The organism is Pseudoxanthomonas sp. Root65 (assembly GCF_001427635.1).
Lineage (GTDB): Bacteria > Pseudomonadota > Gammaproteobacteria > Xanthomonadales > Xanthomonadaceae > Pseudoxanthomonas_A.
This window is the reverse complement of record NZ_LMHA01000001.1, coordinates 1,377,235-1,389,780: the sequence shown is the minus strand read 5'-3', so window position 1 is coordinate 1,389,780 and position 12,546 is coordinate 1,377,235. Positions and strand designations below refer to the sequence as shown.

At 70.1% G+C, this 12,546-nt stretch carries 13 protein-coding genes; 5 read left to right on the top strand and 8 right to left on the bottom strand.

Translation table 11 applies throughout. The features are described from left to right. The first annotated feature begins 139 nt into the window (after window positions 1–139). Window positions 140–970: a class I SAM-dependent methyltransferase gene (locus ASD77_RS06125; RefSeq protein ID WP_082563233.1), complete on the top strand. Its 831-nt coding sequence runs from the start codon at window positions 140–142 to the stop codon at window positions 968–970. A gap of 39 nt (window positions 971–1,009) precedes the next feature. Here ASD77_RS06125 and ASD77_RS06120 read toward each other — a convergent pair whose 3' ends face one another. Both ASD77_RS06120 and ASD77_RS06115 read right to left on the bottom strand, forming a co-directional pair. After that, window positions 1,010–1,753 carry an anti-sigma factor gene (locus tag ASD77_RS06120; protein WP_156383578.1) on the bottom strand — a complete coding sequence of 248 codons (744 nt, stop codon included), beginning with the start codon at window positions 1,751–1,753 and terminating at the stop codon, window positions 1,010–1,012. Between the two features lie 11 nt (window positions 1,754–1,764). Next, the gene (locus ASD77_RS06115; protein WP_055938820.1) at window positions 1,765–2,289 is read right to left on the bottom strand and encodes a sigma-70 family RNA polymerase sigma factor; all 525 of its coding nucleotides are present in this window, start codon (window positions 2,287–2,289) and stop codon (window positions 1,765–1,767) included. A gap of 146 nt (window positions 2,290–2,435) precedes the next feature. Here ASD77_RS06115 and ASD77_RS06110 point away from each other — a divergent pair, with 146 nt between their 5' ends. The 3 genes from ASD77_RS06110 (at window position 2,436) to ASD77_RS06100 (ending at window position 4,729) form a co-directional block, all read left to right on the top strand. Beyond that, entirely contained in the window at window positions 2,436–3,539 is a 1,104-nt protein-coding gene (locus tag ASD77_RS06110) for a catalase family peroxidase (RefSeq protein WP_055938818.1), read from the top strand. Beyond that, window positions 3,536–4,120 (top strand): cytochrome b/b6 domain-containing protein, encoded by a 585-nt coding sequence (locus ASD77_RS06105; RefSeq protein WP_055938816.1) that lies wholly within the window; start codon window positions 3,536–3,538, stop codon window positions 4,118–4,120. Before ASD77_RS06110 ends, ASD77_RS06105 begins: the two co-directional genes overlap by 4 nt. Before the next feature lie 72 nt (window positions 4,121–4,192). Continuing rightward, on the top strand, window positions 4,193–4,729 hold the full coding sequence (locus ASD77_RS06100; protein ID WP_055941098.1) for a pseudouridine synthase: 537 nt from the start codon (window positions 4,193–4,195) through the stop codon (window positions 4,727–4,729). A gap of 21 nt (window positions 4,730–4,750) precedes the next feature. Here ASD77_RS06100 and ASD77_RS06095 read toward each other — a convergent pair whose 3' ends face one another. Both ASD77_RS06095 and hrpB read right to left on the bottom strand, forming a co-directional pair. After that, complete coding sequence (locus tag ASD77_RS06095; RefSeq protein ID WP_055938813.1) at window positions 4,751–5,131, bottom strand: hypothetical protein; 381 nt, start codon at window positions 5,129–5,131, stop codon at window positions 4,751–4,753. A 191-nt stretch (window positions 5,132–5,322) separates the two neighbouring features. Beyond that, on the bottom strand, window positions 5,323–7,935 hold the full coding sequence (gene hrpB / locus ASD77_RS06090; RefSeq protein WP_055938810.1) for an ATP-dependent helicase HrpB: 2,613 nt from the start codon (window positions 7,933–7,935) through the stop codon (window positions 5,323–5,325). A 152-nt stretch (window positions 7,936–8,087) separates the two neighbouring features. Between hrpB and ASD77_RS06085 the strand changes: the two genes are divergently transcribed. Next, complete coding sequence (locus tag ASD77_RS06085) at window positions 8,088–8,891, top strand: TatD family hydrolase (protein WP_055938807.1); 804 nt, start codon at window positions 8,088–8,090, stop codon at window positions 8,889–8,891. Window position 8,892: 1 nt separating this feature from the next. Here ASD77_RS06085 and ASD77_RS06080 read toward each other — a convergent pair whose 3' ends face one another. The 4 genes from ASD77_RS06080 to ASD77_RS06065 form a co-directional block, all read right to left on the bottom strand. Further along, on the bottom strand, window positions 8,893–9,534 hold the full coding sequence (locus tag ASD77_RS06080; protein WP_327194183.1) for an epimerase: 642 nt from the start codon (window positions 9,532–9,534) through the stop codon (window positions 8,893–8,895). 234 nt (window positions 9,535–9,768) lie between these two features. Next, complete coding sequence (panE, locus tag ASD77_RS06075; protein ID WP_055938804.1) at window positions 9,769–10,698, bottom strand: 2-dehydropantoate 2-reductase; 930 nt, start codon at window positions 10,696–10,698, stop codon at window positions 9,769–9,771. After that, window positions 10,698–11,507: an ABC transporter permease gene (locus ASD77_RS06070; RefSeq protein ID WP_055938801.1), complete on the bottom strand. Its 810-nt coding sequence runs from the start codon at window positions 11,505–11,507 to the stop codon at window positions 10,698–10,700. The genes panE and ASD77_RS06070 overlap by 1 nt, the downstream gene beginning before the upstream one ends. Continuing rightward, window positions 11,504–12,475 (bottom strand): ABC transporter ATP-binding protein, encoded by a 972-nt coding sequence (locus ASD77_RS06065; RefSeq protein ID WP_055938798.1) that lies wholly within the window; start codon window positions 12,473–12,475, stop codon window positions 11,504–11,506. Before ASD77_RS06065 ends, ASD77_RS06070 begins: the two co-directional genes overlap by 4 nt. Window positions 12,476–12,546: the final 71 nt, after the last annotated feature.

Here is a 12,546-nt window from a genome sequence, read left to right as displayed (position 1 = left end):
CGCGCGTGCGGATGCGATGAAGCGTGCGCGGCGTGCGGTGACCGCCATGCCCCCTGAACATGCTGCGTGCTAGGCTCCGCCCACCTTTCTGGAGGGCTGACGCATGACGATCCGCATTGTTCCGCTGTCCCTGGCGCTGATGGCTGCATTCGCTGCCGCCACGCCTTCGTTCGCCGCCTCGCCTGCCAAACCGGCCGGCACCGCTCACGCACTGACCGCGGCGGACGCCGCCGCACTCGATGCCGCCCTGAAAGGCGACTGGCGCGATCCGAAGAACGCAGCGCGCGATATGTACCGCCATCCGAAGGAGACCCTGTCGTTTTTCGGTGTGACGCCCACGCAGACGGTGGTCGAGATCACCCCCGGCGGTGGCTGGTATTCCGAAGTGCTCGCGCCCTATCTGAAGAACGGCGGCCAGTACGTGGCCGCGGTGGTGGATCCGGCGTCCGCGTCGGAGAAGAGCCGCGGCTACTACCAGCGCGGACTGGATGGTCTGCAGAAGAAGTTCGCCGACGCTCCCGCACAGTTCGACAAGGCCTCCGTGGTGAAGTACAACCCGACGAAGCCGGAGTTCGGTGCAGCCAACTCCGCCGACGTCGTGCTGACCTTCCGCAACGTGCACAACTGGCGCAGCGCCGGCCAGGCCGAGGGCATGTTCAAGGGCTTCTTCACCGCCCTCAAGCCGGGCGGCGTACTGGGCGTGGTGGAACACCGCGCGAACCAGGATGTGCCGGCCGACGACAAGAGCGGCTACATCAGCGAGGCGCAGGTGATCGCGCTGGCGGAAGCCGCCGGTTTCCGCCTCGACGCCAAGAGCGAGGTCAACGCCAATCCGAAGGACACCAAGGACCATCCGAACGGCGTGTGGACGCTGCCGCCATCCAACAACCATCCGGAAGCCGACCGCGCGAAGTACCAGGCCATCGGTGAGAGCGACCGCATGACGCTGCGGTTCGTGAAGCCGCGTTGAGTCCCGGCGGGTGCGGCCCGACCGGGGCCGCACCTGCGATCACCCGTTTTCCAGCAGGCGCGGCAGCGCGCGCGCCGCAGCGTCGGCGGCGTCGCTGACCAGGGCGAAGCTGGTGTCGCGATGCGACCAGTACTGCGCCAGCAGATCGCCATCGCGGCGTTGCCCGTCGCGCGCCAGACGGCCACGCGGCCGCAGGTAGAACCCCACCCGAGCACCCGACCCGTCCTGGTAGACCAGCATGGCGGCGGCGCCCTGTTCGGTGGACAGCAGGCGGCCGCCCATCAACCGGTAACCTGCCTGGCTGAGATCGGGCACCCGTCCTGCCTCGCCGAAGTGGCGCCGCAGCCAGCGTTGCAGGTCGTCCGCGCGGGCCGTATCGAATTCCATCGGCGGCGCATCGGCCTCGGCGAACTGGCGGTAGGCGGCCACGGCATCCGCCATCGGCAGCGCCGACGGCGCGGGGCGCAGCTCGCGCAGCTGCCAGCCGGCACCGCCGCCGATCACGAAGGCGAACACCCAGGAGGCGGCGATGCCCAGACGCCGGCGCCGGCGCGCCTGCAGGCCGCGCCGGACCTGTGCTGGCGCCAGCGTCGCGTTCGCCGGCCAGCGCTCGGGATTCGCGGCCAGCGCACGCAGGCGTTCGGCATCGCGCTTCCAGCCTTCCACCTGGGCCGCCTGTTCGGGATGCGCCTCCAGCCACGCGGCAACCGCGGCGCGGCGCGCGGGATCGAGCCGGCCGTCGACATAGGCGTGCAGTTCGTCGTCCGCAGGTGCTTCGCGCAGGAGCTTGATGTTCATCGGAAGGCCTTCAGGGTGGACGTGGGCGGCGTGTCCTCCTGCCTCGCGCGCAACGCTTGGCGCGCGCGCGACAGGCGCGACATCACCGTGCCCACCGGGATGCCCAGCGCGTCGGCGGCCTCGCGATAGGCCAGCCCCTCCACGCTCACCAGCATCAGCAGCGCGCGCTGCTCGGACGTCAGGCAGGCGAAGCCGGCCAACGAGGTGCGCGCGTCGAACACCTGGTCGGGCGTCGGCGGAGACGCGTCGTCCTCGGCCAAGAACAGCCGCGCGATGCGCTTCCAGCGTGCCGCGCGCCGATGTTCGTCCACGAAAGCGCGGTACAGCACAGAGAACAGCCAGGCCTGCAGCGCCGCGGGATCGCGCACCTCGGTGCCTCGCATCAGCGCGCGCTCCAGCGTGGCCTGGACCAGGTCGTCGGCGGCGGACGCATCGGACGCCAGCGAGCGCGCAAACCGGCGCAGGCGCGGGATCACCGCGTGCAGGGTCTCGTCATCCAGCGGAGGGGGGCGGGCGGGCATGGGCCGGTCTTGGCGGGGATAAGGGTGTGACGCGCGAACGCGGGGATTATTCCCCGTCGCGGCCCTCCGCCGGAGGGATCCGCGCGACGCGGGAATAAATCCGGCGTCCGGGCGTCCCACCGGCATCCACGACGCAGGAACCCGCCATGCCGACCCTCCCCGACGATCCATCTCCGCCCGCGCCCCGTCCCTGGCGCCCCTTGGCCACCATCGCCTGCCTGGTGTTGGCCGCGGGCCTGGCCTTCGCCTGGACGGCGGGATGGATCGGTCCGGCGGGGCGACTCACCGCACCGCGGCTGGTCGATGACATCGAGAACGGCAAGCCCTATCCGGGGTTCCGCCGTGCGCATAGCAAAGGTGTCTGCGTGGCCGGCCATTTCGCGCCCACTGCGCAGGGCGCAGCGCTGTCGCGTGCACAGGTGTTCCGGCAGGCCAGCACGCCGGTGCTGGGACGGTTGTCGATCGGCGGCGCCGACCCGTTCGGTGCCGAGGCGCAGGCGCGCGTGCGCAGCCTGGCGCTGTCGCTGCGCACGGACGACGGGCAGGAGTGGCGGATGGCGATGAACAGTTTCCCGTTCTTCGCCGTCGCCACGACGGCGGGTTTCCACGCGCAGATGCTGGCCTCGCGCCCGGACCCGGCCACCGGCAAGCCCGACCCGGCGAAGATGGCGGCGTTCCTGGCGCAGTATCCGGAAGCGGCTCGCTTCCAGGCCTGGGCGAAATCCGCGCCGTGGTCGAACAGCTGGGCCAACACCGAGTACAACGGCGTGAACACGTTCCGCTTCATCGATGCGCAGGGCCGGTCGCGGTTCGTGCGCTGGTCGATGCGACCTCAGGCGCCGTTCCAGCCGCTGCCGGAGGCCACGCGCCAGCAGGCCGAGGCGGACTATCTGCAAGAGGAGGTACGGCAACGGCTCGCGCAGGGCCCGCTGCGCTGGGACCTGGTGGTCACCGAGGCGGTCGAGGGCGATCCGGTCGATGATCCGTCGCAGCCGTGGCCGGCGGAGCGCCCGCAGCATGTCGTCGGCACGTTGGTGATCGAGCGCAGCGAGGCGCAGGCTACCGGCGCCTGCCGGGACGTGAACTACGATCCCACGGTGGTGCCGGACGGCGTCGCGCTGTCCAACGATCCCATCCTGGCGGCGCGCGCGGCGGCCTACAGCGTCTCGTTCAACCGGCGCGAGCGCGAGACCGCGCGCGGCGACATCGCGTCTCCCGCCACGCCGTCGGGACAGGAGGCAAAACGATGAACCGGCACGGCCATTTCGATGCGTTCGCCCGCGCACTGCACTGGAGCATGGCGATCCTGATCCTGGCGATGCTGTTCGTCGGCGTGGGCATGGTGGCGTCGCTGTCGCTGCGCCCGGTGCTGATCGACCTGCACCGCCCGCTTGGCATGGCGCTGCTGGTGCTGGCGGTGATCCGCCTGCTGCACCGCTGGCGCAGCCCGCCTCCGCCGCTGCCCGCGTCGCTGCCGCGTGCGCAGGCGTTCGCGGCCAAGGCCTCGCACGTGGCGCTGTATGCCGCCCTGCTGGCGATGCCGCTGCTCGGCTGGGCGATGCTGTCGGCGGGCGGTTATCCGGTGCGCATGACCTCGACGTTCTCGCTGCCGCCGCTCCTGCCGCAGGATCCCGCGCTGTACAGCCTGTTGCGGCAGGCGCACGGGTGGGTGGGCTATGCGCTGTTCGCGCTGATCCTGCTGCACGCGGCGGCGGCGCTGCATCATGCCTGGGTGCGGCGCGACGGCGTGTTCGAGGCGATGGCACGAGGACGGTCCGGCACGACGATGACGACGGCCGAGCCGGATCCCGGCACGCCACCGGAATCCTGACGGGAAACATGCGCTGGACGCGGCACGCCGATGCGGTTGCAATGCGGCCTGCCGACCTTGCGGACGTTCCCTGTGCTGATTGCGTTCAACAAGCCCTTCAACGTGCTCTGCCAGTTCACCGACCGCAGCGATCCACCGCGGCGGACGCTGGCGGAATTCGGGCTGCCGCCCGCCGTGTACGCCGCGGGCCGGCTGGACTACGACAGCGAGGGGCTGTTGCTGCTGACGGATGACGGCGCGCTGGCGAACCGGCTGACCGATCCGCGCCACAAGCAGCCGAAGACCTACTGGGTGCAGGTGGAAGGCACGCCGGCGGAAGAGCAGCTGGAGGCGCTGCGGCGCGGCGTGGTGTTGAACGATGGACCGACGCGGCCGGCGCGGGTCGAAAGGCTCGATCCGGCGCCGACGCTATGGCCGCGCGATCCGCCGGTGCGCGTCCGCAAGACGGTGCCCGACGCCTGGCTGTCGGTGACGATCACCGAAGGCCGCAACCGTCAGGTCCGCCGCATGACCGCCGCCGTCGGACTTCCGACCCTGCGGCTGGTGCGTGCCGCCATGGGCGACACACCGCTGGGCGATCTGGCGCCCGGCGCGTGGCGGGCGCTCTGAGGCGACGCGGGACCCGGGAAATCAGCTTTCGGTGGAGCGCGTGGTGCTGCGCGGCTTGCGCGGCGCACCGGTCTTGCGTGCGGTCGAGGTTTTGGCCGAACCGTTGACCTTGCGCGCTTCGACACGGCGCGACTTGCCTTCGATGGCACCCGTGGCCTGGTCCTGCTTGCGCTTGCGGTAGGCCACCAGCGCGAGCAGGCCGACGCCGATGCCCGTGGCCACGGCGACCGCAGGATTGCGGCGCACGAAGCTCACTGCCAACCTGCCGCCCGTCTTGGCGACGCCCAGTGCCGCGCCCGTCTGCAGCAACTTGTCCGCGCTCGGCACGGCATGCTTGAGGCTGGTGCCCGCCTGGCTGGCCAGCTCGAGGGCGCGGTCGGTGATGGTGGTCAGCTTGCTCATGGAATCTTCCCTGGTTGGAGATGGGTAGGAAGTCAGTGTCCGGCCGTGGATGTTTACGTGGCGTTAGTTCGGCCGCCGCCGCCTGAACGGAGACGTAGCGTGCGCCATGCGCACGACCGCGCGATGTGGATCCGGGCGACCTGCCGATGGACGCGCGGGACGGCGTCATGCGGTCTTGCGCACAGCGCACGCTACGTACCGCGCGGCTTGGCCCGATGCGTCGCCTGTGCACTCCACGGGTCGTCCGGCCACGGATGCTTCGGGTACCGCCCCTTCATCTCCTTCTTCACCTCGGCGTAGGTGGCGTTCCAGAAGTTGCGCAGGTCGGCGGTGACCTGCAGCGGTTTGCCGCCGGGCGACAGCAGGTGCAGCAGCAGCGGCACGCGGCCGTTGGCCACGCGCGGGGTGTCGGCCAGGCCGAACAGCTCCTGCAGCTTCACCGCCAGTACGGGTGGCTGACCGTACGTGTATTCGATGCGGCGCTCCATCCCGGACGGCACGGTGATGCGCACGGGCGCGAGCTGGTCGATGCGCTGCCGCAGCGACCAGTCCATGCCGGACTTCAGCGCATGCGCCAGCTCGTCCTCGCCCAGCGCATCGAGCCGCGTCTTGCCCGCGAACGCAGGCGTCAGCCAGTCGTCCAGCGTGGCCATCAGTGCGTCGTCAGACAGGTCGGGCAGGCCGAGGTCCGGCATCCACTCGCGCAGGCAGCGCACGCGTTCGCGCCACTGCTGCAGCGACTCCGGCCACGACAGCGCGTCCAGGCCGAGATCACGGACCGCGTCGGTCAACGCAGCGGCGGCGAGCGCGGGATCGACGCGGCCGGCGGGGCGGGCATCGAACACGATCTGGTCGAAGCGCGATTCCCGCTGCGCAGCCAGCGCGCGACGCGCGGCATCCCAGCGCACCGTGTCTTCGGTGACGAAGCGGTCGGCGAAATCGCGACGCAGACGCTGCTCGTCCACCGGCGCGCCACGCTGCACCAGGGCATCGCGGTTCTCATGGCGCAACTCGCTGACCACGATCCACGGTTCGCCGACCAGCGCGCTGTCATCGAAAAGCCGCGCACTGCGCCCGTTCGCCAGCAGATAGCGCCGCGCGTCCTGCGGATGCCGGAAGCCGATCCGGTCGGGGAAGGCATGCATCAGCACATCGCCCAGGCAGTGGGCTTCGACCGACGACGGCGGCGACGCGTTCTCGCGCAGGCGGCGACGCCATTGCTTCGCCGCGGCGTCGATGGCCGCCAAGCCGGAACGGTTGGCGTCGCCCGGTGCGCGCCCGGTGCGGAACGCGGCCAGTGCACGCCAGCGCGCGGCCAGTGCATCGCCGCCCATGCGCAGCGGATCGCGCGCTTCGACCAGCGCGGCGAGGTCGCACGCCAGCGGGCGATCCTCACCCCCGCCCGCCGACAACAGCATCGCCGCCAGCCGCGGATGCGTGCCCAACGCCAGCATGCGCTTGCCCAGCGGCGTGATCGCGTTCGACGAGGTCAAAGCGCCCAGCCGGCGCAGCAGGTCGCGCGCGGCATTCATCGCGCCGGGCGGTGGCGCATCGACGAAGCGCAGCGCCTCGCTGCCCCACGCCGCCAGTTCCAGCGCCAGCGCGCCCAGTTCGACCAGCGCGATCTCCGGGCGTCGCTGCGGATCCAGCCGCTGCGATTGCGGCCACAAGCGGTACGCCCATCCCTCGGCGACGCGGCCGGCACGCCCCGCGCGCTGGTCGGCGGACGCCTGCGAGATGGTGGTGACCTCCAGCCGCGAGAAGCCGCTGTTGGGATCGTACGACGGCTCGCGCGCCAAGCCGCTGTCGATCACCACGCGCACGCCGGGCAAGGTCACCGACGACTCGGCCACGTTGGTCGCCAGCACGACACGACGCCGGCCTTGCGGATCGGGCTGCAGGGCTTCGGACTGCTTCTCGACCGGCAGTTCACCGTGCAGCGCCAGCACGATGACATCGTCTTTCCCTTCTCCCCTCGGGAGAAGGGGCCCGGCGCGCCCTTCGACAGGCTCAGGGCGTGGGGGGCGCGCAGCTGCGTTGCCGGAAACCTCATTGCCCTCGTTGGCCCTCTCCCCAATGCCTCTCCCGGCGGGAGAGGGGCTCAGCATCGTCTGCACCCGCGCGATCTCGCGCTGGCCAGGGAGGAACACCAGCACGTCGCCGGGATGCGACTGGACCGCCTGTTCGACGGCGCGGCGCACCTGGCTTTCGAGCGACTCATCGCGACGGGCCGCGAAGTGCGCCACGTCCACCGGAAAGCCACGACCTTCGCTGCTCAACCGTGGCGCATCCAGGAAGCGCGCCAGCTTCTCGCCATCGAGCGTGGCCGACATCACCACCAGGCGCAGGTCTTCGCGCAGCTGCGCCTGGACGTCGAGCGCCAGCGCGAGGCCGAGGTCGCCGGCGAGGTGGCGCTCGTGGAATTCGTCGAACAGGATCGCGCCGATGTCTTCCAGCATAGGATCGTCCTGGATCATGCGCGTCAGGATGCCTTCGGTGACCACTTCGATCCGCGTATCGGGACCGACCTTGTTCTCGAAGCGGATGCGGTAGCCGACCGTGCCGCCCACCGCTTCGCCGTGCTGCTTCGCCATGAAACCGGCGGCGGCGCGCGCGGCCACGCGCCGCGGTTCCAGCATCACGATCTTGCGACCCTGCAACCACGGCTCATCCAGCAGCGCCAGCGGCACCTGCGTGGTCTTGCCCGCGCCGGGCGGCGCTTCCAGCACCAGGCGCGGGTGCTCGGACAGGCTGCGGAGGATGTCCGGCAGCAGCGGCGTGATGGGGAAGGTGGGCGACGGCATGCGGCGGAGAGGATAAGGCTTTCCCGCCCGAATCACTGAGGCTGTTCTGTGGGAGCGACGTAAGTCGCGATGGCTTTTACCGGGGGGCCTATCGCGACTTACGTCGCTCCCACAACCACAACGCATCGCTTCCACCGACTAAAATACCCGCCATGGACCTCATCGACATCGGCGCCAACCTCACCCACGAGAGCTTCGACCACGACCGCAACGCGGTGCTGCAGCGTGCGCGCCAGGCCGGCGTGGTGCAGCAGGTGGTTACCGGCGCCAGCCGCGAGCATTCGCCGACCGCGCTGCGCCTGGCGCAGGCGCATCCGGGCGAGCTGTTCGCCACCGCCGGCGTGCATCCGCACCACGCCAGCGAGTACACGGACGAATGCGATGCCGAGATGCGTGCCCTGCATGCACACCCGGAGGTGGTGGCGGTAGGCGAATGCGGGCTGGATTACTTCCGCGATTTTTCGCCGCGCCCGGCCCAGCGCAAGGCGTTCGAGCGCCAGTTGCAGATCGCCGTCGACACCGGCAAGCCGCTGTTCCTTCACCAGCGCGACGCGCACGACGACTTCGTCGCGATGATGAAGAACTTCGACGGCAAGCTCGGTCCGGCGGTGGTGCACTGCTTCACCGGCACCCGGAAGGAGCTGTTCGACTGCCTGGACCAGGACTGGCATATCGGCATCACCGGCTGGCTGTGCGACGAGCGCCGCGGCCTGCACCTGCGCGAGCTGGTGAAGAACATCCCGGCCGACCGGCTGATGATCGAGACCGATGCGCCCTACCTGCTGCCGCGCACGGTGAAGCCGCAACCCTCGCACCGTCGCAACGAACCGATGTATCTCGCCCACATCGTCGCCGAGCTGGCGCGCGACCGTGGCGAGGACATCGAACTAACCGCTGCCACGACGACGGCGACGGCACGGGCGTTCTTCCGGTTGCCGGAGACGGCACGTGGCTGAGTCAGGCGCTGCGGCTGCGACCTTCGCCGGCCTGCCAGAGCGCTTCCAGCCCTTGGCGGTAGTCCGGATAACGGGGCTGCCAGTGCAGGGCCTCATAGGTCGCGCATGCGTCGATGCGCTTGCAGCTGCCGTAGAAGCGCCGTTGCGCCGGTGACGCATGCGCAGGGTCATACGCTTCAGCGGGTGGCAGCGGCAGACCACTGACGGCTGCAGCGTGGCCCAGCACCTCCTGCGGAGGCGCCGGCTGCGTGTCGGCCACCAGGTAGATCGCATCGGAGGCGCGCGTCCGATGCAGCGAAGCGACCACCGCATCGCAGGCATCGTCGACGTGGATGCGGTTGAACACCAGGCCCGGCCTCACCACGTGGCGCGCCGTGCCTTCGGCCAGCTGTCGCAGCAGGTTGCGGCCCGGCCCGTAGATGCCCGCCAACCGGAACACGCCGCAGGCGATGCCGCGATGCTGGGCCAGCGCGTGCCACTGCGCCTCCGCCCGGCGTCGCGCCGCGGCGGTCGGGTCGATTCCGTCCGCGGGGGACGCCGCGTCCACCACGCCCCCTTGGCGGTCCGCGTAGACGCCCGTGGAAGAGAGATAGCCGAGCCAGCGCATCGGCGACGGTACGCAGCGCGGGATCGCCTTCCGCATCCGGCGGAACGGAGCCCAGGATCGCATCCGCCTGCGCAAGCGCCGTGTGCAATGGCGGATTGAGTAGCGCGTCGGCGGTGAAGCGGAGCCGCGTCGCGTCGCCCGCCTCCGCCGTGCGCGACGTGCCGATGCACTCCACGCCGTGCACGCGCAGGCGCTCGACCAGACGGGTCCCGGTGTAGCCCATGCCCAGCACGACCAGCCGCCGCAGCCACGGCGGAGGCGCGGGAGGCATCATGAGGTGCGCAGTCGCTCGTAGGCCTGCAGGTGCACCCATGCGGTGTGCAGGCGGGGAGCGGCGATGCCGTACAGGCCGGCGCGATGGACCATGTCGCCGACGATGTGCGCGGCTTCGACGCGTTGCCCGGCTTCCAGGTCGCGCAGCATGGAGGCTTTCATCGGCGAGCCGGCGGCGGTCAGGGTCTCGCGTGCGGTCGCTTGCGCAGACGCCGGCACCGGCTGGCCGCACGCGGCCGCTACGGCCAGGCATTCCTCATGCAACGCCGCCATGAAATCCACGCCGCCCTCGCCCGCCACGATGGTGCCGATCGGCGCACGCATCACGCATGTGCCGGCAGCCAGCGCGGTGAGGAAGCTGTACTTCGCCCACTGCGCCTGGGCGATGTCCGGCGTGTGCGCGTGGTCGATGCCGGCCTGCGCGCACGCGGCGGCGAGCGCCTGCAGGCGGCTGTCCGGCGCCTGGCCTGCGCGTTCGCCGAACGTCATCGATGCCGGCTTGCCCAGATGCAGGACCTCGCCATCGTCGCCCAGCGTTGCGCTGATGAAGCACAGGCCGCCCAGGACGCGCCCGAAGCCGAAATGCGCATCCAGTGCTGCGTAATGCCGCAGGCCGTTGAGCAGCGGCAGCACGCGGGCGCCTGCATCGACCGCGGGCGCGATGGCGTCCATCGCGCTGTCCAGGTCGTAGGCCTTGCAGCTGAGCAGCACCAGGTCGAACGGCGCGGCCTCCGCCAACGCGTCCGCCGTCAGCACCTGCACGGGCACGTCGGCATCGCCCAGCGGGCTGCGGATGCGCAGACCGCGCTCGCGCAACAGCGCTGCGCGTGCAGGCCGCACCAGGAAACTCACGTCGATGCCCGCCTGTGCGAGCCGACCCCCGAAATAACCGCCGGTCCCGCCGGCGCCCAGCACGAGCAACCGCATCAGCTGCGCAGCCCCACGCCCTTCTTCAGCAACCACAGGCCGAGCGCGGCCAGGCCGACCACGAACGCCAGCATCAGCGCGTAGGCGATCCACAGGGGCACGTCGCTGGTGCCGAGCAGGCCGTAGCGGAACGCGTTGACCATGTAGAAGATCGGGTTGGCGTGGGTCAGCGCTTCGGCCCAGGGCGGCAGCAGCTTGACCGAGTAGAACACGCCGCCCAGGTAAGTCAGCGGGGTGAGGATGAAGGTCGGCACGATGGCGATGTCGTCGAACTTCTTCGCATACGCCGCGTTGACGAACCCGGCCAGGGAGAAGATCGTCGCGCCCAGCAGCACGGTAGTGATGGTGACCAGCGGATGCGGCACCCGCACCTTCGTGAAGAACATCGCGATGATCAGCACGATGGCACCGACCATCAGGCCGCGCAGCACCGCACCGGCGACGTAGCCGAGCAGGATCACCCAGTTCGGCATCGGGCTGACCAGCAGTTCCTCCACGTGGCGTCCGAACTTGGCGCCGAAGAAACTGGAGCTGATGTTGCCGTAGCTGTTCTGGATGATGCTCATCATCACCAGGCCCGGCACGATGAACTCCATGTAGCTGTAGCCGCCCATGTCGCCGATGCGGCTGCCGATCAGGCCGCCGAAGATCAGGAAGTACAGCGTCATGGTGATGGCCGGCGGCACCAGGGTCTGGCCCCAGATGCGCAGGATGCGGTTCACTTCGCGGCGGACGATGGTGCCCAGCGCCACCAGGTTCTTGCGGAACGGCGTGCTGTCGGCGGCTGGCGGCATCTCGGTGGCGCTCATGCGGCCTGCTCCCGCTTGGCGGCGGCTTCGTCGCCGGTCAGGCGCACGAACAGCTCCTCCAGCCGGTTGCTCTTGGTGCGCATGGAGCGCACGCGGATGCCGGCGTCGCCCAGCGCGGTGAAGACACGGTTGAGGTCCATCGCGCGCGGCATGTCCAGGTCCAGGGTGTGGCTGTCGGTGGCGGACAGCGTGGTGCCTTCGATCACCGGCAGTTGCGCCGGCAGTTCGCCGTCGATGTCGAACAGGAAGCCCTCCACGTCCAGCTTGGCCAGCAGGGCGCGCATCGGTCCCTGCTCGACGATGACGCCGCGGTCGATGATGGCGAGGTTGCGGCAGAGGCTCTCGGCCTCTTCCAGGTAGTGCGTGGTCAGGATGATGGTGGTGCCGGCCTCGTTGATGTCCTTCAGCGTCTTCCACATGCCGCGGCGGATCTCGATGTCGACGCCGGCGGTGGGTTCGTCGAGGATCAGCAGCCTGGGCCGGGTCATCATGGCGCGGGCGATCATCAGCCGGCGCTTCATGCCGCCGGACAGCGTGCGGCTCATGACGTGGGCCTTCTCCCACAGCTGCGCGCGCTTGAGTTCCTCCTCGGCACGCACCAGCGCCTCGGCGCGCGGGATACCGTAGAAGCCGGCGTAGTTCACGCAGATGTCCAGCGGCTTCTCGAACATGTTGAAGTTGATTTCCTGCGGCACCAGGCCCAGCAGGCGCATGGCGCCGTCGCGGTCGCGATCGATGTCCACGCCGAACACGCCGACCTGGCCGCTGCTCTTGTTGACCAGCGAACTGACCACGCCGATCAGCGTGGACTTGCCGGCGCCGTTGGGCCCGAGCAGGGCGAAGAAATCGCCGGGCTCGACCTGCAGCGACACGCCCTTGAGGGCCTGCACGCCGGTGTCGTAGACCTTGCGCAGGTCGGTGATGGCCAGCGCGGGAACTGCCGCGGGAGCCGTTGTCGTGGAGGCCATGGGATACCTTGTGGCGCGGCGACGGCGCCTGGGGGGATGCGAGCGCTTATTATAGGCGTCCCGCCGGGGCC

Bases quoted from the DNA above. Each gene is read 5' to 3' on its own strand.
- ASD77_RS06065 (WP_055938798.1), bottom strand. From the start codon at position 12,475: ATGGCCTCCACGACAACGGCTCCCGCGGCAGTTCCCGCGCTGGCCATC.
- panE (WP_055938804.1), bottom strand. From the start codon at position 10,698: ATGCGGTTGCTCGTGCTGGGCGCCGGCGGGACCGGCGGTTATTTCGGG.
- ASD77_RS06125 (WP_082563233.1), top strand. From the start codon at position 140: ATGGCTGCATTCGCTGCCGCCACGCCTTCGTTCGCCGCCTCGCCTGCC.
- ASD77_RS06115 (WP_055938820.1), bottom strand. From the start codon at position 2,289: ATGCCCGCCCGCCCCCCTCCGCTGGATGACGAGACCCTGCACGCGGTG.
- hrpB (WP_055938810.1), bottom strand. From the start codon at position 7,935: ATGCCGTCGCCCACCTTCCCCATCACGCCGCTGCTGCCGGACATCCTC.
- ASD77_RS06095 (WP_055938813.1), bottom strand. From the start codon at position 5,131: ATGAGCAAGCTGACCACCATCACCGACCGCGCCCTCGAGCTGGCCAGC.
- ASD77_RS06070 (WP_055938801.1), bottom strand. From the start codon at position 11,507: ATGAGCGCCACCGAGATGCCGCCAGCCGCCGACAGCACGCCGTTCCGC.
- ASD77_RS06105 (WP_055938816.1), top strand. From the start codon at position 3,536: ATGAACCGGCACGGCCATTTCGATGCGTTCGCCCGCGCACTGCACTGG.
- ASD77_RS06080 (WP_327194183.1), bottom strand. From the start codon at position 9,534: ATGCGGAAGGCGATCCCGCGCTGCGTACCGTCGCCGATGCGCTGGCTC.
- ASD77_RS06110 (WP_055938818.1), top strand. From the start codon at position 2,436: ATGCCGACCCTCCCCGACGATCCATCTCCGCCCGCGCCCCGTCCCTGG.
- ASD77_RS06085 (WP_055938807.1), top strand. From the start codon at position 8,088: ATGGACCTCATCGACATCGGCGCCAACCTCACCCACGAGAGCTTCGAC.